The sequence below is a fragment of the Curtobacterium sp. MCBA15_009 genome (genome assembly GCF_001864895.1).
GTDB lineage: Bacteria > Actinomycetota > Actinomycetes > Actinomycetales > Microbacteriaceae > Curtobacterium.
In genome coordinates this window covers 25260-45418 of sequence record NZ_MJGO01000006.1, presented here as the reverse complement: position 1 = coordinate 45418, position 20159 = coordinate 25260, and the positions used below count along the sequence as shown (strand labels likewise).

The following is a 20159-nucleotide window of genomic DNA, read 5'->3' as shown; positions in this document are numbered from 1 at the left end:
GAATCCCGCTGGGGTCACCAGCACGACGAAACCCCGCCGGACTCCTGTCCGGCGGGGTTCCGTGCGTTCCGGGGTCGCTCTGCTCTGCTCAGTGACTTCCGGGGTTGCTTCGCTGCGCTCAGTGCGACACGGACATCGCGTCGAGGTTGAGGTAGTTCGCGTTCCCGGACCCGGCGGAGACGACCACCGCGTTCGAGCCCGCGGCCAGGTCGACCGTCACCGTCGTGGTGGTCCACTGCGACCAGGACGACGTGCCCGGGAACGACACGGTCGTCGTCGGGCCGTTGCCGACCCGCACGGACCGGACGGCCGTCCCGGCCGCAGCGGCGGAACGGAACGTGAGGGTGTGAGTGCCTGCGGTGGCGACGTTCACGTGGAACGTGGCCGCGGTACCGGCGGTGTTCCAGCCGGCGAGGTACCCGCGGCCGGTCGCCCCCGTGTTCGAGGACTCCGTCGAGATGCCCGGGTGATCGACGTTCTCGGCCTGGTACACGCCGTCGCCCTCGACGACCGCGGTGGAACCGTCCGGCACGGCCTGCTGCGTGATCGCGACGGTCGCCGCGGCGCCGAGCGACAGCTGGGGCGTGGTCGTCACGGACGGCGTCGGAGCGGTCCAGTCCGCACCGCCGATGCCCTCGGGGGAGACGTGGTTCGCGGCCTGCGAGGCGTTCCGGGTGAGCACCGCCTCGTACTGGGTCTGGCCGGCGTCGTCGATGAGCGCCCGGATGTCGCGCGTGAGGATCGCCTTGAAGCCCTCGGTGTCGCTCGTGCCCTCGTTCAGGAAGGTGCCCGCGACCGTCAGGTTGTCGACGGCCCAGTCGGTCGCACGTGTCGCGCGGTCGAGGTACTGCTGGTCGTCGGTGAGCAGGTACATCTGCAGGGCGGCGCCGGCGAACTGGCCCTGGTTGTAGGTCCAGTCGTAGTCGGTGAACTGTCCGGTCCCGCTGACGTGGTCGCGGATGTGGCCGTCACGGTCGAAGTTCGTCTGCAGCCACGCGTAGAGACGCTCGGCGGTGTCGCGGTAGGTGGTGTCCCCGGTCGCGGCGTAGAGCCGCAGCGCGGTCCAGACCGCCGTGCCGTTCGTCGCGACGTTCTTCTCGTTGCGGGTGCCGTCGCCGACGTCGACGTTCTTCCACCAGATCCCGCCGCCGTAGGTGGTGTCCTCGTACTGCGCGATGTACGCGAAGATGTCCTGCGCCTCGGTGAGGTACCGGGCCTCGCCGGTCAGCTCGTAGGCACGGATGCTGCCCCGCGCCCACCAGCCCATGTCGTCGTTCCAGTCGTTCTCGCGGAAGTCCGGGTACGCCGCACGCCAGCCGTCGAACACGTCGTCGATCATCTGCCGGCTCGCCGCGTCGTGCGCGCGCTCGTACCGGTCCATCACGGCTTCCCAGGCCTGGGCCTCCCACCAGTAGTCGGTGTACGCGCCGCCCTGCGGGCCGACGGCGTGCTCTGCGTGCACCTGGTGGTCGCTCCAGGTGGTGAAGTACTTCGCGTCGGGGTCCCAGTAGGTGTCGACGAACGCGTCGTAGGCGTCCGTCGCCTGGGTCGTGGTGAGCGCGGAGGCCCGGTCCGGTGCGGTCGCGAGACCGGCCCCGGTGAGCCCGGCGGTGGCGAGCGCCCCCGCGACGAGCAGGCCGACGAGTCTGTGCTGCATGGAATCTCCTTCGATCCACGCCTCATCCCGATGCCCTGCGCATCAGTAAAAAGTATACTCAAACTACTTCTTGCGCGGATGAGGCTAATCAATATAGTTGGAGCCACACCGAGAGAAGTCAAGGGGAGCAACGTGGCTCAGACGCATCAGGACCTGGTCGACCAGGTCGCAGCACAGGTGACGGACCGGCTCGGCAGCGAGGTCGGCGACCTCTTCGCGAACTGCTTCGCGAACACACTGTCGACGACCATCACCGCGATGCCGGACGGGACGGCCTTCATGGTGACCGGCGACATCCCCGCGATGTGGCTCCGGGACTCCACGGCGCAACTGACGCCGTACCTGCACTTCGTCGCGGACGACCGGGCACTGGCCGACACGGTCGCGGCGGTCTCGCGACGCCAGCTCGCCTTCGTGCTCGTCGACCCGTACGCGAACGCCTTCAACCGCGCACCCGACGGCGCCGGCCACACCGACGACCACACGCCGATGAGCCCGTGGGTCTGGGAGCGGAAGTACGAGATCGACTCGCTCTGCTACCCGATCCAGCTCGCCCACGCGCTGTGGTCGCGCACCGGGCGGATGGACCACCTCGCCGACTTCCGCGCCGTCGCGTCGGCCGCCGTCGACCTCTGGACCCTCGAGCAGGACCACGAGACGGCCTCCGGCTACCGGTTCGAACGGCCCGATCCGCTGCTGCCGTCCGACACCCTGGTGCGCGACGGCGCCGGCCCGCTGACCGCCCGGACCGGCCTGACCTGGAGCGCCTTCCGTCCGAGCGACGACGCGACGACGCACGGCTACAACGTGCCCGGCAACGCCTTCGCCGTGACCGAGCTCCGGCACGTGGCCGAGATCGCGACGGTCGTGCTCGACGACCACGACCTGGCCGAGCGCGCCACCGCCCTGGCGGAGGAGATCGACGCGGCGATCCACCGGCACGGAACGGTCCTGCTGCCGGAGCACGGCGAGGTCCTGGCCTACGAGGTCGACGGGCTCGGCTCGGCGCTCGTCATGGACGACGCGAACGTGCCGAGCCTGCTGTCGCTGCCGATGCTCGGCTGGTGCGCGGTCGACGACCCGCTCTACCTGCGCACCCGCGCCGCCGTGCTGTCCCCGGCGAACCCGTACTGGTACGCGGGAGCTGCCGGCAGCGGCATCGGCAGCCCGCACACCCCGGGCCGGAACGTGTGGCCGATCGCCCTCGCCGTGCAGGGTCTGACGTCCACCTCGGCCGACGAGCGGGCCGCGGTGCTCGCGCAGCTCTGCGCCACGCACGCCGGTACCCGGCTCATGCACGAGTCCTTCGACGTCGACGACCCCGCCGAGTTCACCCGGCCGTGGTTCTCGTGGGCGAACGCGATGTTCTGCGAGTTCGTCCTCGACGTGGCCGACCTGCGGACCGGCGCCCGTCAGCCGGAACGGAGCACCCGGTGAGCGTCGTGACCACCCCGGAGGCGCAGGCCGTCGTCGGGGGCGAGGCCGCCGAGGCCGTCGGCGCTCCGGGGCCGCAGCGTCGCCGGACCGAACGCGGCACGGGGGTGAGCGCCACCCGCAAGCAGCAGACCCGTGCGGCCTGGGTCTTCCTGGCCCTGCCCGGCGCGCTGTTCCTGCTCTTCACCGCCCTGCCCGTGGTCGTCGCCGCGGTCGTCAGCCTGAGCGACTACGCGGTCATCGGCGACCTCAAGTGGGTCGGGTTCGACAACTACACGCGGATCGCCGGCGACCCGTTCTTCTGGACGGCGCTGCGCAACACCGTGTACTACACGGCCCTCTACGTGCCGCTCGGACTCGTCATCGCGCTCGCCACCGCGCTGCTGCTCAACCGCAGCGGTCGGGCCGTCCGGATCTTCCGCACGCTCTTCTACATCCCGGTCGTCTCGTCCACCGTGGCGACCGCCACCGTCTGGTACTGGGTGCTCAACCCCCAGCACGGCCTGCTCAACGCCGCACTCGGGTGGTTCGGCATCGACGGGCCCGCGTGGCTGTACGACTCGCACTGGGCGATGTTCGCGATCGTCATGATGAGCGTCTGGGCCGGTTTCGGCGGCAACATGATGATCTTCCTCGGCGGCCTGCAGGGTGTCTCGCCGGACCTGCGCGAAGCGGCCCGGCTCGACGGCGCCAACGCGTGGCAGGTGTTCCGCTACGTGGTCCTGCCGAGCATCCGACGCACCACCTTCCTGGTGTCGACGCTGCTCATCATCAACGCGTTCCAGGTGTTCGACCAGGCCTACGTCCTGACGAAGGGCGGGCCGGGCAACTCCACCGTCACGATCGTCTACTACATCTACGACCGCGGGTTCGGATCCCTGCAGATGGGCTACGCGTCCGCGCTGTCGTTCGTCCTGTTCGTGATCATCCTCGCGTTCTCCCTGATCAACGCCCGCCTCACGAACCGGGACTCCGAACGATGACCGCCACCGCACCCCGCGCCTCCGCCACCGCCACCGCCATCTCCGCTCGCCCGGCGTCGCCCGGGCCCTCGCGGCTCCGCCGCCGGGCGACCACCGTCGGGCGGGTCAAGACCGTCGCCTGGTGGATCGGTGTCGTGCTGGTCAGCGTCGTCACCGTCGCGCCGCTCGTCTGGACCCTCGCGACGTCGCTGAAGCCCGCGGGGGAGATCCTCGCGCACTCGCTCTCGCTCGTCCCGCTGCGGCCGACCGTCGACAACTACGTCCAGGCCGTGACGACCGTGCCGTACGGGCGGTACTTCGTCAACACGCTCATCCTCGGCGTCGGCGGTGCCGTCGCGAACCTGTTCTTCGGGTCGCTCGCCGGCTACGCGCTGGCGAAGCTCCGGTTCGCAGGCCGACAGGCGGTGTTCATCACGTTCCTGTCCTCGCTCATGGTGCCGAGCATCGTGACGATGATCCCGACGTTCCTGGTGCTCCGGCACTTCCCGCTGCTCGGCGGCAACGACCTGAGCGGCAACGGTGGACTCGGCCTCATCAACACGTACTGGGCCGTCATCGTCCCCGGTGCCGCCGGCGCGTTCGCGGTCTTCTTCATGAAGCAGTTCTTCGAGTCGCTGCCCGACGAACTCGGCGAGGCCGCGCGCATCGACGGAGCGGGGGAGTTCCGCATCTTCACGTCGATCTACTTCCCGCTCACGAAGGCCGGACTGGCCGTGCTCGGACTCCTCAGCTTCCAGGCGGGGTGGAACAACTTCCTGTGGCCGCTCATCGTCCTCAACGACCCGAAGATGATGACGGTCCAGGTCGGGCTCGCCGGCTTCGTGAACAACTACACGACGAACTACGGCCCGCTCATGGCCGGCACGATCATCACGATGGTCCCGGTGCTCGTGGTCTTCATCCTCGCGCAGCGCTGGATCATCGAGGGCATCGCGCACGCCGGCACCAAGTGAGACCTCCGGGTGAGACCCCCACCGTCTGACACCCGACCACCACGGCGTCGCCGTCCGCGCGACGCCCACGCAACGAAAAGGAACACGACAATGAAGTCACGACGTCTCCTCGGAGCCGCTGCGGCCCTCGCCGCCGCGGCCCTCGTCCTCACCGGCTGCTCGTCCGGCTCGAGCGGCACCACCGGTGCCGACGGCCGCCAGCAGGTCACGATGTGGGGATCCTGGTCCGGTGACCAGGTCAAGCAGATCGAGCAGATGACCACCGCGTTCAACGACTCGCAGAAGGAGTACACGGTCAAGTACGTGCCGCAGGAGCTCGTCGAGCAGAAGCTCCTCACCGCGATCGCGGGCGGACAGGTCCCCGACCTCGTGCTCTGGGACCGCTACCAGACCTCGCTCTACGCGCCGAAGGGCGCCCTGCAGGCCATCGACGACCGTGTCGAGTCGGACAAGGTCGACACCGACGACTTCTACCCGCAGGCCCTGTCCGAGATGCGGTACGACGGCAAGCTGTACGGGCTGCCGCTGCTCGTCGACAACCGCTCGCTCGTCTACAACAAGAAGCTCTTCTCGGACGCCGGGCTCACCCCGCCCACGACCTGGGACGAACTGAAGACCGATGCGCAGAAGCTCACGGTCGACAAGGGCGGCAAGCTGCAGCAGTCCGGCTTCATGCTCAACGACCCCGGCCTGTTCTCGATGTGGCTGCAGCAGGCCGGTGGGCAGCTGCTCACCGAGGACGGCACGAAGACCGCCTACGACAGCCCCGAGGGCGTCGAGGTGCTCGACTTCTGGAAGTCCCTCATGGACGACGGCGTCTACACGAACGGCTTCGGTGACAGCAACGACGTCTTCGCCGCCGGTCAGGCAGCGATGAAGTACGACGGCCCGTGGGACGTCCCGAACCTCGACAAGGCGGACGACCTCGACTGGGCGGTCACCGAGCCCGTCGCCGGACCCGGCGGCGACAAGGGGGCCGTGATGGGCGGCTTCGGCCTCGCGATCCCGACCGGCGCGAAGCAGGCCGACGGCGCGTGGGCCTTCGAGAAGTGGTGGGCCACCAAGGCCGAGAACGGCGTCGACTTCGCCAAGATCTCCGGCTGGATCCCCGCCAACCGTGCCTCCGCCAACGACCCGTTCTTCACCGACGACCCCCGGTACGCCGGCTTCGTGAAGACGCTCGAGTACGCGAAGGTCCGCCCCGACGTCCCCGGGTACAGCGACGTCGAGGGCAAGGCGCTCACCCCGGCGCTCGAGAAGTTCATGTCCGGACAGCTCACCGCCGAGCAGGCCCTCGCCCAGGCCGCGAAGCAGGGCGACCAGATCCTCCAGGAGAACCGCAAGTGACCACCACCGCAGCCACCGACACCGCCACCTGGACGGACCGGGCCGACCGGATCCAGGACAGCATCGAGCAGCTGTACGGCGCGCCGTGGCCCCAGTACCTGCACAACTCCTGGCCCACCGCCGACAGCGACGACGCCACGTTCAACTACTGGTGGCTCGCCCACCTGATCGACGTGCGCCTCGACGCCCACGAGCGCAGCGGCGACCCCGAACGGCTCGAACAGGCGCGGCAGGCGCACCGGAACATCGTCGAACGCAACGGCGGGAGCCTGTACAACGACTACTTCGACGACATGCTCTGGTTCGCCCTCGCGACGCTCCGCCTGCACCACGCCACCGGGGACGTCGCGTACCGGGACGACGCCGTCGCCCTGTTCGACCACGTCGTCGAGCACGGCTGGAACGACCGCGGCGGCGAGAGCCTCGCCTGGCGCAAGCAGCAGCTCGCGTACAAGAACACCCCGGCGAACGGGCCGCTCGTCATCCTCGGTGCCCGCCTGCACCGGCTGACCGGCGACGACCGGTTCCTGCGCTACGCCGACACGGCCTTCGACTGGCTCCGCCGCACCCTGGTGGGCGAGGACGGCTTCGTCGAGGACGGGATCAACCGCGAGGACGACGGCCGTGTCGACACCCAGTGGCGGTTCACCTACAACCAGGGCCTCTGGGTCGGCGCCGCCGTCGAGCTCGCCGCGACGCACGACGACGCAGCGCTGCTCGACGTCGCCGCCCGCACCGCCGTCACGGCCGTGCGGGAGCTGTCCGACGGCACGGTGTTCCGGCAGGAGGGGGAGGGCGGCGACGAAGGGCTGTTCAAGGGGGTCTACTACCGCTACCTCGGGCTCCTGCTCGACCGGCTCCCCGAGCAGGACGCGCGCCGCACCGAGCTGCTCGACTTCCTCCGCGCGAGCACCGACGCGCTGTGGGCATCGGTGCCGGAGGCGCTCGACCGTCCCGCCGCGAACGACTGGAACGACCGGGCGGAGGGGCGGGTGCCGTACTCGACCCAGCTCAGCGCCGCGATGGCGACGGAGCTGCGCGCCCGCCTCGACGCGTAGGCGGCGCAGCCGTCGACGCCCCCGGCACCAGCTCGGCAGGCACGAGGATCTTCCGGGACGCCGTCTCGCCCCGTGCCTGCCGCAGCAGCTGCTCGACAGCCCGGCGTCCCACGCCGGGCTGGTCCTGCGCCACGTGCGTGAACCGGAACATGCGTCGGTCGAAGGTGGCGGCGGGGTGGTCGAAGCACACGACGGACGCGTCCTGCGGGACCCGCTTGCCCAGTGCCTCCAGGGCGTCCCGCAGGAGCAGTGCGATGTTGTACTCACCGGCCACGAAGCCGGTCGCCTCCGGGTGGGACTCGACGAACGCGACCAACCGGGCCACGTCGTCCTCGGGACGGTCCGTCGCACCCGGCAGGGTCGACTCGACGTCGTGGAAGGCGAGCCCGTCGTCGAGCGCCTTGTCGTTGCGCGCGTGCGCGCCGACCCAGCCGCGGCGGCGGTCGTCGTTCGACGTCACCCGGCTGTCCGACGTCACGAGCGCGACGGCGCGGTGCCCGAGCGCGAAGAGGTGCTCGGTCGCGGCCGACCCGGCCGCGATGTTGTCGGTCGAGATGTCCGACACCGGGATCCCCTCGTACCGCCGGTCCAGGATCACCACCGGGAACCCGGCCGGCAGCAGCTCGAGCACCGCCGGCGGGATGAACTCGGAGCTGCTCGGCAGCACGATGAGCCCCTGCACGCGGGACGCCAAGGAGCGGATCGCGGCGTCCTCGGCATCGTGGTCCCCGTGCGTGCGCTTCAGGATGACGTTCGCGCCGGTGCCGGCCTCGTCGAGCATCCCCTCGAGCAGACGCGTCCCGAAGGTGTCGTCGAAGTTCGTCAGCACCACGCCGATGTCGACCTGCGCGGTCGGGTCCGTCGGAGCGGTCGCGTCGACGCTGACGACGGTGGTGCCGACCCGGGGACGCCGGGCGACGTAGCCCTCGGCGCGCAGCATGTCGAGGGCGCGGCGCAGCGTGATGGCGCTGATGCGGTAGTGCTCGAGGAGTTCCGCCTCGGTGGGGAGCCGGTCGCCCACGGCGAACTCCCCGCTCCGGATCCGTGCGCGGAGGTCCTCGAAGGTCGACTGGTACAGCATCATCGCTCCTCAATGTGTCTATTCATAATACGACTTGGCGTGCACGCGTGGGCCGTCCGGCGCCGACTCCTTCCGTTAGCCTGATCGCTGTGCGCGACGACCGACCACTGCACCGGCGGTGGCGGCTGATCGCCCTCGTCGCGATCGGCGGCGCGATCGGCACCGGTGCGCGGGCGGCGCTCGCCGAGGCGTTCCCGGCGCACGACGGCATCAGCTGGGCGATCCTGGCGATCAACGTCGTCGGCGCCTTCTGCCTCGGAGTCCTGCTCGAGCGACTCGCCCGCCTCGGCCCCGACGCCGGCCGGCGACGGCTGCTCCGCCTGTTCGTCGGCACCGGGGTGCTCGGCGGCTTCACCACGTACAGCACCCTCGCCGACGACACCGCGCAGCTGCTCGTCGCCGGTCGCTGGGGAGCCGGCAGCGGCTACGCCCTGCTCTCGGTGCTCCTCGGACTCGTCGCCGTCGCGGCCGGCACCTGGATCGCGAGCCGGGCACGATGACGGCCCTCGGACTCCTGCTCGTCGCGGTGGGCGGCGGCGTCGGTGCCGCCCTGCGCTTCGTGCTCGACGGCGTCGTCAAGGCGCGGGTGACCGGGTTCCCGCTCGGCACCCTCGTCATCAACGTCTCCGGATCGCTCGTGCTCGGCGTGCTCACCGGCCTCGGACAGGCCGGGACCATCCCGCTCCCGGCGGTCGCCGTGCTCGGGACGGGCATGATGGGCGGGTACACGACGTTCTCGACGGCGAGTGTCGAGACCGTCCAGCTCCTCCGATCCGGCAGACCCCGGCTCGCCGTCCTGAACGGCCTCGGCATGCTCGTCGTCTCGGTCGGCGCGGCTGCGCTCGGCCTCTGGCTCGGAAGGAACACATGACCTCGGAACGCCCCGGCGAACTCGTCCTCGTCCGTCACGGGGAGACGGAGTGGTCGAAGAGCGGTCAGCACACCGGCCGCACCGACATCCCGCTCACCGACGCCGGCATCCAGCAAGCCGAACGCGCCGGCCGGTACCTCGCCGACCGCACGTTCGCGACGGCCCTGTCCAGCCCGCTGCAGCGCGCCCGCGACACCGCCCGCCTCATCGGCGTCGACCCCGAGCTCGACGAGGACCTGTACGAGTGGGACTACGGCGCCTACGAGGGCCTGACCACCCCGCAGATCAAGGTGCTCCGACACGGCCCGTGGGACCTCTGGACCGACGGCGTCCCGGCCGGTGACACCCCGGGGGAGACCGCCGCCGAGGTCCGCGTCCGCGTCGAGCGCGTCCTCGACCGGGTCCGGCCGGTGCTCGCCGAGGGTGACGACGCCGTCGTCGTCGCGCACGGCCACGTGCTGCGCGCGCTCGGCGCCGCGTGGATCCGCCTCGCCCCGCAGGACGGCGCCGTGCTCGCACTGTCGACCGCGTCGGTGAGCGTCCTCGGCTACGAGCACGGCCGGCCCGTCATCGACGCCTGGAACATCCAGCCGCGCGACTGAGGCGACGGCGCGCGTTCCTGGTAGCGGGCGCGCGCTGGTCGCGTGGTCCGTGCGGTCGGCCGGGAGGCCGGGGCGGCTCCGTCCCGTGTCTCCCGCCCCGTCGGGTCTGGGTCCGCACCTGCTGCTCTCGTCGTCGACGTCGCATCGCGTGGCGCAGCGCGGCGCGGCGATGCGGTACGGATCGTCTGGTTTCGCGGAGGTTGTCCGACCAAGTGCGAACAGTCCGACCGTGCGGGGATCGTCCGACCACGCGCAGTCGTTCCCATCGCGTGGGGGATGGGAAGCGGGAACGTGCGTGATGAGGCGGAACGATCGGCCTCCGACGCGCGGAACAGCCTGCCGTGCGCGGAACGGCCTGCCGTGGGCGGAACGGCCTCTCACGAGCGGAACAGCCTGCCGTGCGCGGAACGCCCTGCTACGCGCAGTCGTTCCCATCGCGTGGGGGATGGGAAGCGGGAACGCGCGTGGTGGGGCGGAACGATCGGCCTCCTACGCGCGGAACAGCCTGCCGTGCGCGGAACGGCCTCCCACGAGCGGAACAGCCTGCCGCGCGCAGTCGTTCCCATCGCGCGGGGAATGGGAAGCGGAAACGCGCGTGGTGAGGTGGAACGATCGGCCTCCTACGCGCGGAAGAGCTCCCGACGCGCGGAACGACCACCTACGCGCAGAACAGCACCCCGGCGCTCACCTCCGCGCCCACCCCGGCGCCCACCCCGGCGCCCGCGCTCACACCGTGCGGATCGCGCTCGTGGCGCCGAGGGCCCGGCCGCGGCGCCGCTCGATCGCCCGGCCGACGACGAGCAGCGCGACGCTCACCACGGCGCCGAGGGTGGTCTGCGCGACGCGGTCGAGCGCCAGGAGCTCGGGGGCCTCGGGCAGGCTCAGCCACGACACGGCGAGGGCGAGCGGCGTCAGGAAGAGCAGGCACACGGCGTAGTTCCGGGCGACGAAGATCTCCGCGAAGAACTGGCCGACCACCGCGATGACGACCACCCACCAGGCCGACGGCTCGAGCAGCAGGATGCCGACGGCGATCACCGTGCCGCCGATCGTCCCGATGAAGCGCTGGAACGCCCGGAGCACGGTGTGGCGCTGCCGGATCGCAGGCAGCGTCGACACGACCGCGATGACCGCCCAGTACGGGTGCCCGAGCCACGGGATCATCGACGCCGCGGCCCCGGCGGCGAGCGCGCCGACGACGTTGAGCAGGACGGTCTCCCACAGCGCCGCGGTGCCGAGGACCGCGAAGGAACGGTGCTTGCGGTCGGCGAGCGGGCGGAACCGGTGCGGGGCGTGCGGGTGCAGGAGCCGACGGAGCACGGCGCCGGACATCGCGACGAGCCATGCCCACGCCACGGAGCAGACGATGATCGTCGTGACGAGCGGGAGGTCGGCGGGCTGCGCCGGCACCAGGGCGGACACCAGGAAGGCGAACGTCGGGAAGATCGGCTGTGCCGGGATGGCCCGGAGCGTCGAGAGCGTGCACACCGCGAAGACGAGCACCGCGACGAGGCCGAGGGCCTGCAACCAGAGCGGCGCGCCGAGGAGCCCGACGCCGATGCCTGCGAACATGCACAGCGCCTGCATGCCGCCGGCGACGCCGGTCGTGACGGCGCGCTGCCGGTAGGGCTCGGTCGCGCCGAAGATCGCGGTGAACCCGGCGAACACCCCGAAGGCCGCGTACTGCGGCAGACCGAGGGCGATGAGCAGGGCGAGCGGGGCGCCGCCGGCGATCGCGGCGCGTGCTGCGCCCTCGAGGTTGGTCGTCCGGGTCGAGTGCGCAGGTGTCGTCATGTCGCGACCATCCTCCCACCGCGAAGGGTGTCGGGGAGTCGAGCCGGGCCTCCCGACCGTCCACCGTCCCGGGACGCACGTTGGTATACCAAGCTGGTAGGCTGCCACCGCAGCGTCGCGTCAGCGGCGCCCGACGACACGAGAACGAGGGAGGCCGAGCCGATGGGAAAGACGCTCGCCGAGAAGGTCTGGGACGACCACGTCGTGGTCAAGGGCGAGGACGGGAAGCCGGACCTCCTCTACATCGACCTCCACCTCGTGCACGAGGTCACGAGCCCGCAGGCGTTCGACGGCCTGCGGCAGGCCGGCCGGCCCGTCCGCCGCCTCGACCTGACGATCGCGACCGAGGACCACAACACCCCGACGCTCGCCATCGACCGCCCCATCGCGGACCCGACGAGCCGCACCCAGATCGAGACCCTGCGCCGCAACTGCGAGGAGTTCGGCGTCCGCCTGCACTCGCTCGGCGACAAGGAGCAGGGCATCGTCCACGTGGTCGGCCCGCAGCTCGGCCTCACGATGCCCGGCATCACGGTGGTCTGCGGCGACTCGCACACGAGCACCCACGGGGCCTTCGGCGCGATGGCGTTCGGCATCGGCACCTCCGAGGTCGAGCACGTGCTCGCCACGCAGACCCTGCCGCTGAAGCCCTTCAAGACGATGGCGATCTCGGTCGAGGGCACGCTGCGCCCCGGGGTGACCGCGAAGGACATCATCCTGGCCGTCATCGCGAAGATCGGCACCGGCGGCGGGCAGGGGTACGTGCTCGAGTACCGCGGCTCCGCGATCCGTGCGCTCTCGATGGAGGGCCGCATGACGATCTGCAACATGTCGATCGAGGCCGGCGCCCGCGCCGGCATGGTCGCTCCCGACCAGACCACCTACGACTACGTGCAGGGCCGCGACCACGCGCCGACCGGCCAGGACTGGGACGACGCCGTCGCGTACTGGGACACCCTGGCGACCGACGACGACGCCGTGTTCGACGCGGAGGTCTTCATCGACGCCGACGAGCTCGAGCCCTTCGTCACCTGGGGAACGAACCCGGGCCAGGGCGTCTCGCTGTCCGAGAGCGTGCCGTCGCCCACCGACTTCGAGGACCCGAACGACCAGGCCGCCGCGAAGCGTGCGCTGGAGTACATGGACATCGCGGCCGGCACCCCGATGAAGGACATCGCGGTCGACGCGGTCTTCATGGGGTCGTGCACGAACTCGCGCATCGAGGACCTGCGGGCCTTCGCGTCGGTCATCGAGGGGCGCACGAAGGCCGACGGCGTCCGGGTGATGGTCGTGCCCGGCTCCGCGCGGGTCCGGCTCGAGGCCGAGGCCGAGGGGCTCGACAAGGTGTTCACCGACTTCGGCGCCGAGTGGCGCTTCGCCGGGTGCTCGATGTGCCTCGGCATGAATCCCGACCAGCTCGCCCCGGGGGAGCGTTGCGCGAGCACGTCGAACCGCAACTTCGAGGGGCGCCAGGGCAAGGGCGGCCGCACCCACCTGGTGTCGCCGCTCGTCGCCGCCGCCACCGCGGTGCGCGGCACGCTGTCCAGCCCGTGGGACCTGGCGACGGACGACGCCCTGGCGAACGTGACCGACACAGCGAACACCACCGAGGGGACCTTCTGATGGACAAGATCACCACCGTCACCGGCATCGCCGCCCCGCTCAAGCGGTCCAACGTCGACACCGACCAGATCATCCCCGCGGTCTACCTCAAGCGCGTCACGAAGACCGGCTTCGAGGACGCCCTGTTCTCCGGCTGGCGGCAGGACCCTTCGTTCGTGCTCAACCAGGCTCCGTACGACAACGCGAAGGTCCTGGTCGCCGGTCCGGACTTCGGTACCGGCTCGTCGCGCGAGCACGCCGTCTGGGCGCTCCGTGACTTCGGGTTCCGGGTCGTCATCTCACCCCGGTTCGCCGACATCTTCAAGGGCAACGCGGGCAAGCAGGGGCTGGTCACGGCGATCGTGACCGAACCGGAAGTCGAGCGGCTCTGGGCCGAGATCGAGCGGAACCCCGGGGTGTCGGCGACCGTGGACCTGGTGGAGCAGCGCGTGTCGCTCGGGGATGTGGACGTCCCCTTCGAGATCGACGCCTACACTCGTTGGCGGTTGATGGAAGGGCTCGACGACATCGGGCTCACCCTCCGTGACGAGACCTCGATCACGGAGTTCGAATCCCGCCGCTCCAGTTGGCGGCCGAAGACATTGCCGGTGAAGTAGTGAACTCTCTCGTACAGGACGCAGCGGCCGCAGGGGCGCGCGTCGGCCTCAAGTCGGACGAGATCGTCATCCGCGGGGGCAAGCCGCTCGTGGGGCGCATCGAGGTCCGCGGGGCGAAGAACCTCGCGACCAAGGCCATGGTGGCGTCGCTGCTCGGCGACACCCCGTCGATCCTCAAGGACGTGCCGGACATCTCCGACGTCAAGGTGGTCCGCGGGCTGCTCGAGGTGCACGGCGTGCGCATCACCGACCCCGCCCGCGGCGAGCTCATCCTCGACCCGTCGAACGTCGAGTCGGCCCACTTCGCCGAGATCGACGCGCACGCCGGGTCGAGCCGCATCCCGATCCTGTTCTGCGGTCCGCTGCTGCACAAGCTCGGCGAGGCGTTCATCCCCGACCTCGGTGGCTGCCGCATCGGCGACCGTCCGATCGACTTCCACCTCGACGCCCTGCGCGCCATGGGCGCCGTCGTCGACAAGCAGGTCAACGGCATCCACCTGACGGCCCCGGACGGCCTCAAGGGCGCCTACATCGAGCTGCCCTACCCGAGCGTCGGGGCGACCGAGCAGGTCCTGCTCTCCGCGACCCTGGCCTCCGGGGTCACGGAACTGCGGAACGCGGCGATCGAGCCCGAGATCATGGACCTCATCGCGATCCTGCAGAAGATGGGCGCGATCGTCTCGGTCGAGCCGAACCGCGTCATCTTCATCGAGGGCGTCGAGTCGCTCCGCGGCTACACGCACCGCGCGATCAACGACCGCAACGAGGCCGCCAGCTGGGCCTCCGCCGCGCTCGCCACCGACGGCGACATCTTCGTCGAGGGCGCGAAGCAGCAGGAGCTCATGACGTTCCTCAACGTCTTCCGCAAGGTCGGCGGCGGGTTCGACATCCAAGAGGACGGCATCCGCTTCTACCGCGAGCGCGACGTCCTGCAGCCCGTCGTCATCGAGACCGACGTGCACCCCGGCTTCATGACCGACTGGCAGCAGCCCCTCGTCGTGGCGCTCACGCAGGCCGAGGGCCAGAGCATCGTGCACGAGACCGTCTACGAGAACCGCTTCGGGTTCACCGACGCGCTCAACGAGATGGGTGCCGACATCGTCGTGCACAAGGAGGGCCTGCCCGGCCACGACCGCCGCGTCGCCCGCCGCCCCTTCGAGCAGGCCGCGGTCATCACCGGCCCGACGAAGCTGCACGCCGCGAACGTCCGAGTGCCGGACCTGCGCGGTGGCTTCAGTCACCTCATCGCGGCGCTCACCGCCGACGGCGAGTCCCACATCACCAACGTCGGCATCATCAGCCGCGGCTACGAGCACTTCATCCCGAAGCTGCGGAAGCTCGGCGCCGACTTCGACTTCGCCGGCTGAGCGCGGTGTCGGCTCCGCAGACGGGTGACGGATCGGCGCGCCCGGACGCCCGGGAGGCCCGTGGTGCGTCCGCCCTGCCCGTCGCGACCGGTGTGCCGGTGCGTGGACGGCGCTGGAAGCGCGGGGAGCTCAACCCCGCGTTCCGCATCGTGGCCTCGATCGTCATCCCGACGTTCCGGTTCTCGTCGAACTACCACTGGGTCGGCCCGAACCGCCTGCCGGCGGACGGGGCGTTCGTGCTCGCGCCGAACCACTTCACGAACATCGACCCGCTCGTCGTCGGCACCGCCGTCTACCTGAGCCGTCGGGCCCCGCGGTTCCTGGCGAAGGCGTCCTTGTTCAAGGTGCCCGTCTTCGGCGGGCTCATGTCCGGCATGGGCCAGATCCCGGTCGAGCGCTCCGGGCGCACCCGGCTGAGCGACCCGCTCGGCGGCGGTCGCTCGCTCATCGAGCAGGGCGGCGCGATCATCGTCTACCCGGAGGGCACGCTGACGCGTGACCCCGACCTGTGGCCGATGCGGGGCAAGACCGGAGCCGTCCGCATCGCACTCGAGAACGACGTGCCGCTCATCCCGATGGCCCACTGGGGCACGCAGGGCATCATGGCGCGGTACTCGAAGAAGCTCCGGCTGTTCCCGCGCTCGCGCGTCGACGTCATCGTCGGCGACCCGGTGGACCTGTCGGCGTACCGGGGGCGTCCGGTCGACCAGCAGACGCTCATCGAGGCCACCGAGGTGCTCATGCAGCGCATCACCGAGCTGCTCGAGCAGCTGCGCGGCGAACGGGCACCCGCCACCCGCTGGGACCCGGCGGCGAACAACCAGAAGGAGACCGGGAAGTTTGAGTGACCAGGGACCGGGCCTCCGCCCGCACGAGGACCGTCCGGACCCCGCGGCCGCTGCGCCGGGAGCGATCGACACCGCCGCGATCCGGGTGGTGATGCAGTCGACCGACAAGCCGCGGGTCGCCGTGATCGGCGCCGGCAGCTGGGGGACCACGTTCGCCAAGGTGCTCGCCGAGGGCGGCGCCTCCACCGTCGTGTGGGCCCGTCGCCCCGAGGTGGCCCGCGAGATCACCGAGACGAAGCGCAACTCCGACTACCTGCCCGGCATCAACCTGCCGCGCACGCTCACCGCGTCGACGTCGCTCGCGCAGGTGCTCGACGGCGCCTCGCAGGTCTACGTCTCGGTGCCGTCGCAGACCCTCCGCTCGAACCTCGACGCGATCCGCGGGCTGCTGCCGGCCGACGTGCCCGTGGTCAGCCTGATGAAGGGCGTCGAGAAGGGCACCGGGCTGCGGATGAGCGAGGTCCTGCTCGAGGGGCTCGGCATCGACCGCGACCGCATCGCCGTGGCGAGCGGACCGAACCTGGCGCTCGAGATCGCCCGGCGGCAGCCGACCGCGGCCGTCGTGTCGTCGTCGTCCGCGGACACCGCGAGCGCGGTCGCAGCGGTGGCGACGAACCCGTACTTCCGGTCGTTCATCAACACCGACGTCATCGGCACCGAGTTCGGCGGCGTGCTGAAGAACCTCATCGCCGTCGCGATCGGCATCGTCGACGGCGTCGGGTACGGCGAGAACACCAAGGCGTCGATCATCACGCGCGGTCTCGCCGAGATGACCGACTTCGCCGTGTCGCTCGGCGCCCAGCCCTCGACGCTCTCCGGGCTCGCCGGCCTCGGCGACCTCATCGCCACGTGCCAGTCGCCGCTGTCGCGCAACAACACCGCCGGGCGGCTGCTCGGCCAGGGGTACCGCTTCGACGAGGTCGTCCGGCAGATGGACCAGACGGCCGAGGGACTGGCGTCGGTCGCCCCGATCCTCGAGCTCGCGTCCGCGAACGGCGTCGACATGCCCATCGTGAGCCAGGTCGCCGAGGTGCTCGCCGGTAGGCTCGATCCGCGCAACATCGCGCCGCACCTCACCGAGACCGACGAACCCCAGGGCGAGTGACCGGTCCGCACCCGAGCCACGGAGGGACAGTCGTGCCAACGATCCCCGAGGAAGTCCTCATGCCCACGACCACCGTCGCCGTGCTGTTCGGCGGCCGCTCCAGCGAGCACGAGATCAGCTGCGTGACGGCCGGTGGGATCATGGACGTCGTCGACCGCACGGCGTACGAGGTCGTCCCGATCGGCATCACGAAGGACGGCGCGTTCACGCTGCAGTCCGACGACCCGAGCCAGTGGACGATCCGGGACGGCGCCCTGCCGACCGTGCCGGACAACGGCACGCGCGTGGCGTTCCCGACCTCGCCGGCGACCAACGAACTCGTCGTGTCGCACCCCGACGGGTCCGTCACGACTGTCGCCGTCGACGTGGTCTTCCCGATCCTGCACGGCCCGTTCGGCGAGGACGGCACGATCCAGGGCCTGCTCGAGATCGCCGGCCTGCCGTACGTCGGCGACGGCGTGCTCGCGAGCGCCCTGGCGATGGACAAGCACGCGGCGAAGGCCGTGCTCGAGCACGCCGGACTCCGCGTCGCGCCGTGGACCACCGTCCTGCGCCGCGAGTGGGCCGCCGAGCCCCTCGGGGTCGCCGAGACCGTCGCGGCACACGGCTGGCCGCTCTTCGTGAAGCCCGCCCGTGCCGGTTCGAGCATGGGTGTGTCGCGGGTCGACGGCCCGGACGAGCTCGCCGCGGCGATGGAGCTGGCGTTCGAGCACGACTCCAAGGTGATCGTCGAACCCCGCGTCGTCGGGCGCGAGGTCGAGGTCGCCGTGCTCGAGGGCCGCGACGGTGTGCCGCGGACGAGCCTGCCGGGCGAGATCGTCGTCGACGAGTCCGGCTTCTACGACTTCGAGTCGAAGTACCTCGGCGGCGACGAGTCGCTGCTGTGCCCGGCGCCGCTCACCGAGGACGAGACCGACGCCATCCGGTCGATCGGCGCGCGGGCGTTCGAGGCGATCGGCGGCTCCGGACTCGCGCGGGTGGACTGCTTCCTCACCGACGACGGCTTCGTGGTCAACGAGGTGAACACGATGCCGGGCTTCACCCCGCTGTCGATGTACCCGCGGTGCTGGGAAGCATCGGGCGTGTCCTACGCCGAGCTCGTCACCGAGCTCCTCGAGCTGGGTCGGGCCGCCGTCCGCTGAGTCCGCGGGACGGCGTCAGCCGTCCACGTCGGACGGGTCGAGGCACCGGTGCCCGTCCGTCGGCAGGGTCGACACGGCCGTGCCGACGTCCTGCAGCACCTGGTTGCCGGCGGTCTTCGCGGTGTCCACGACGACCTGCACCGCGGGGGAGCGCCCGAAGGTCGTGTAGACGATCTGCGCGCCGCGGTCGTCGCGGATCCAGTCCACCGAGCCGAGCGAGAAGCACGGCAGGTCGGACACCGTCGGCACGGCGACCCCGCAGTGCCAGAGCGCCGCGGTGGGGTCGCCCCAGGCCGCCGTCGACTGCGCGTTCGTGTTCCGCAGCGGGAGCGTGCCGTCGACCGTCGTCGGCAGCCGCACCTGGGCCGACGCGCACGCGGCCGCGTTCGCCGAGGGCGCCGCGGTCATCCCGACCGTGTTCGTGCACCCCGTGAGACCGGCGGCGAGGGCGATCACGGCCCCCACGATCGCGAGGGTGCGAGGGGTGCGGCGCGCGGTGTCCATCGCCGTCCAGGCTACCGTTCTCGTGTGGACGCGACGTACGACGCCTGGGCCGGACCGACCGTGGGGCAGGTGGGCGAACTCGCCGTGCTCGAGGCGGTCACACGACGGCTGCCCACCGGCTCCCCGCTCGTCGGACCCGGCGACGACTGCGCCGTGGTCGCCGCCCCGGACGGCCGGTTCGTCGTCACGACCGACATGATGGTGCACGGTCCGGACTTCCGGTGGGCGTGGTCCTCGCCCGCCGACGTCGGCTGGAAGGCCGCAGCGACGAACCTGTCCGACGTCGCCGCGATGGGGGCCGTGCCGAGCGGGCTCGTGGTCGCGCTGGCCGCACCCCAGGAGACCCCGGTGGCGGTGCTCGAGGCGTTCGCGGACGGGGTGCGCGCCGGGGTCGAGGCCCTCGCGCCGGGGTGCGGGGTCGTCGGCGGCGACCTGTCCACCTCGGCGACCTTCACGGTCACGGTGACGGCCTTCGGCGACCTCGGCGGCGGTGCCGCGGTGCTGCGTTCCGGTGCCCGCGTCGGCGACGTGCTGGCCGTCTCCGGCGCACTCGGACCGGCCGCGCGCGGCTTGTCGCGTCTGTTCCGCGACGGTGTGGACGCCGAGGGGGAGCCCTCACGGGCGGCCGTCGTGGCGAGCGGGGCGGACACCGACCCCGACGTCGCGCGGCAGCGTCGGCCGGTGCCCCCGATCGCGGACGGCCCCCTGGCCGCCTCGGCCGGGGCGACCGCGATGCTCGACCTGTCGGACGGCCTGGCGATCGACGCCGGGCGGCTGGCCCGAGCGAGCCGCGTGACGCTCGAGCTCGACGACGACGAGGCACTCGACACGGCCGCGGTGCACGGCGGCGAGGACCACGGCCTCCTCGCGACGTTCCCGCCCGGTGCGGTGCTGCCCGGCGGCTTCCGCCGGATCGGCGTCGTGCGCGAACGCGGCGAGCACGACCTGGTGCGTGGCGGATCCGCGGTGCCGACGACCGGCTGGGACCCCTACGCCGACTGGGACGGCGCCGCCGGCTGAGCTGCCGCGACCGGCGCGCCGGTGCCCGGTGCCTCGGGAACGGGCGCGTACGGCCGTGTCTGCGACATGGTCGGCGTCGTGCGACAGCGGTGTTGTCGCGCAGCCCCGCACGAGCATCGGACAGGGGAGGCCGGGGCGGTCGCGGCGCCGTCCTGCGACATGGTCGACGTCGTG

The 20159-nt window shown here is 71.3% G+C and carries 19 protein-coding genes; 15 read left to right on the top strand and 4 right to left on the bottom strand.

Annotation, left to right across the window (positions count from 1 at the left end; translation table 11 throughout):
* Positions 1 to 118: 118 nt before the first annotated feature.
* The gene (locus tag BIU97_RS02665) at positions 119 to 1657 is read right to left on the bottom strand and encodes a glycoside hydrolase family 76 protein (protein WP_071297005.1); all 1539 of its coding nucleotides are present in this window, start codon (positions 1655 to 1657) and stop codon (positions 119 to 121) included.
* A 132-nt stretch (positions 1658 to 1789) separates the two neighbouring features.
* On the opposite strand from BIU97_RS02665, the gene BIU97_RS02660 reads away from it, so the two are divergent.
* The 5 genes from BIU97_RS02660 to BIU97_RS02640 all read left to right on the top strand — a co-directional run bounded on the left by BIU97_RS02660 (position 1790) and on the right by BIU97_RS02640 (position 7432).
* Positions 1790 to 3094, top strand: a complete 1305-nt coding sequence (locus BIU97_RS02660; RefSeq protein WP_071297004.1) for a glycoside hydrolase family 125 protein — start codon at positions 1790 to 1792, stop codon at positions 3092 to 3094.
* Positions 3091 to 4074 (top strand): carbohydrate ABC transporter permease, encoded by a 984-nt coding sequence (locus BIU97_RS18430; RefSeq protein ID WP_258369510.1) that lies wholly within the window; start codon positions 3091 to 3093, stop codon positions 4072 to 4074. The genes BIU97_RS02660 and BIU97_RS18430 overlap by 4 nt, the downstream gene beginning before the upstream one ends.
* Positions 4071 to 5027 (top strand): carbohydrate ABC transporter permease, encoded by a 957-nt coding sequence (locus tag BIU97_RS02650; protein WP_083404535.1) that lies wholly within the window; start codon positions 4071 to 4073, stop codon positions 5025 to 5027. Before BIU97_RS18430 ends, BIU97_RS02650 begins: the two co-directional genes overlap by 4 nt.
* A gap of 90 nt (positions 5028 to 5117) precedes the next feature.
* Positions 5118 to 6374, top strand: a complete 1257-nt coding sequence (locus tag BIU97_RS02645) for an ABC transporter substrate-binding protein (protein WP_071297003.1) — start codon at positions 5118 to 5120, stop codon at positions 6372 to 6374.
* On the top strand, positions 6371 to 7432 hold the full coding sequence (locus tag BIU97_RS02640) for a glycoside hydrolase family 76 protein (RefSeq protein ID WP_071297002.1): 1062 nt from the start codon (positions 6371 to 6373) through the stop codon (positions 7430 to 7432). Before BIU97_RS02645 ends, BIU97_RS02640 begins: the two co-directional genes overlap by 4 nt.
* On the opposite strand, the gene BIU97_RS02635 is transcribed toward BIU97_RS02640, so the two are convergent.
* Positions 7386 to 8516, bottom strand: coding sequence for a GntR family transcriptional regulator (locus BIU97_RS02635; protein ID WP_071297001.1), 1131 nt, complete (start codon positions 8514 to 8516; stop codon positions 7386 to 7388). The genes BIU97_RS02640 and BIU97_RS02635 overlap by 47 nt on opposite strands.
* A gap of 86 nt (positions 8517 to 8602) precedes the next feature.
* Here BIU97_RS02635 and BIU97_RS02630 point away from each other — a divergent pair, with 86 nt between their 5' ends.
* The 3 genes from BIU97_RS02630 to BIU97_RS02620 are packed head-to-tail and all read left to right on the top strand — an operon-like array spanning position 8603 to position 9986.
* Positions 8603 to 9013: a fluoride efflux transporter FluC gene (locus BIU97_RS02630; protein WP_071297000.1), complete on the top strand. Its 411-nt coding sequence runs from the start codon at positions 8603 to 8605 to the stop codon at positions 9011 to 9013.
* A complete protein-coding gene (gene crcB, locus BIU97_RS02625) occupies positions 9010 to 9384 on the top strand; it encodes a fluoride efflux transporter CrcB (RefSeq protein ID WP_071253866.1) in 375 nt (124 codons plus the stop codon). The genes BIU97_RS02630 and crcB overlap by 4 nt, the downstream gene beginning before the upstream one ends.
* Entirely contained in the window at positions 9381 to 9986 is a 606-nt protein-coding gene (locus BIU97_RS02620; protein ID WP_071253864.1) for a histidine phosphatase family protein, read from the top strand. The genes crcB and BIU97_RS02620 overlap by 4 nt, the downstream gene beginning before the upstream one ends.
* 726 nt (positions 9987 to 10712) lie before the next feature.
* On the opposite strand, the gene BIU97_RS02615 is transcribed toward BIU97_RS02620, so the two are convergent.
* Positions 10713 to 11780 carry an FUSC family protein gene (locus BIU97_RS02615; protein WP_071296999.1) on the bottom strand — a complete coding sequence of 356 codons (1068 nt, stop codon included), beginning with the start codon at positions 11778 to 11780 and terminating at the stop codon, positions 10713 to 10715.
* A 162-nt stretch (positions 11781 to 11942) separates the two neighbouring features.
* Here BIU97_RS02615 and leuC point away from each other — a divergent pair, with 162 nt between their 5' ends.
* The 6 genes from leuC (at position 11943) to BIU97_RS02585 (ending at position 18461) form a co-directional block, all read left to right on the top strand.
* Positions 11943 to 13403 carry a 3-isopropylmalate dehydratase large subunit gene (leuC, locus tag BIU97_RS02610; protein WP_071296998.1) on the top strand — a complete coding sequence of 487 codons (1461 nt, stop codon included), beginning with the start codon at positions 11943 to 11945 and terminating at the stop codon, positions 13401 to 13403.
* Positions 13403 to 13999, top strand: coding sequence for a 3-isopropylmalate dehydratase small subunit (leuD, locus tag BIU97_RS02605; RefSeq protein WP_071253858.1), 597 nt, complete (start codon positions 13403 to 13405; stop codon positions 13997 to 13999). Before leuC ends, leuD begins: the two co-directional genes overlap by 1 nt.
* Complete coding sequence (gene murA, locus BIU97_RS02600) at positions 13999 to 15366, top strand: UDP-N-acetylglucosamine 1-carboxyvinyltransferase (RefSeq protein WP_071253857.1); 1368 nt, start codon at positions 13999 to 14001, stop codon at positions 15364 to 15366. The genes leuD and murA overlap by 1 nt, the downstream gene beginning before the upstream one ends.
* Before the next feature lie 5 nt (positions 15367 to 15371).
* Positions 15372 to 16214: a lysophospholipid acyltransferase family protein gene (locus tag BIU97_RS02595; RefSeq protein ID WP_254782850.1), complete on the top strand. Its 843-nt coding sequence runs from the start codon at positions 15372 to 15374 to the stop codon at positions 16212 to 16214.
* A 91-nt stretch (positions 16215 to 16305) separates the two neighbouring features.
* Positions 16306 to 17319 (top strand): NAD(P)H-dependent glycerol-3-phosphate dehydrogenase, encoded by a 1014-nt coding sequence (locus BIU97_RS02590; protein WP_071253936.1) that lies wholly within the window; start codon positions 16306 to 16308, stop codon positions 17317 to 17319.
* A gap of 59 nt (positions 17320 to 17378) precedes the next feature.
* On the top strand, positions 17379 to 18461 hold the full coding sequence (locus BIU97_RS02585; RefSeq protein WP_071253856.1) for a D-alanine--D-alanine ligase family protein: 1083 nt from the start codon (positions 17379 to 17381) through the stop codon (positions 18459 to 18461).
* A gap of 15 nt (positions 18462 to 18476) precedes the next feature.
* On the opposite strand, the gene BIU97_RS02580 is transcribed toward BIU97_RS02585, so the two are convergent.
* Positions 18477 to 18965: a DUF3515 family protein gene (locus BIU97_RS02580; protein ID WP_071253854.1), complete on the bottom strand. Its 489-nt coding sequence runs from the start codon at positions 18963 to 18965 to the stop codon at positions 18477 to 18479.
* Positions 18966 to 18989: 24 nt separating this feature from the next.
* Here BIU97_RS02580 and thiL point away from each other — a divergent pair, with 24 nt between their 5' ends.
* Positions 18990 to 19985, top strand: a complete 996-nt coding sequence (gene thiL / locus BIU97_RS02575; RefSeq protein WP_071253852.1) for a thiamine-phosphate kinase — start codon at positions 18990 to 18992, stop codon at positions 19983 to 19985.
* Positions 19986 to 20159 lie beyond the last annotated feature (174 nt).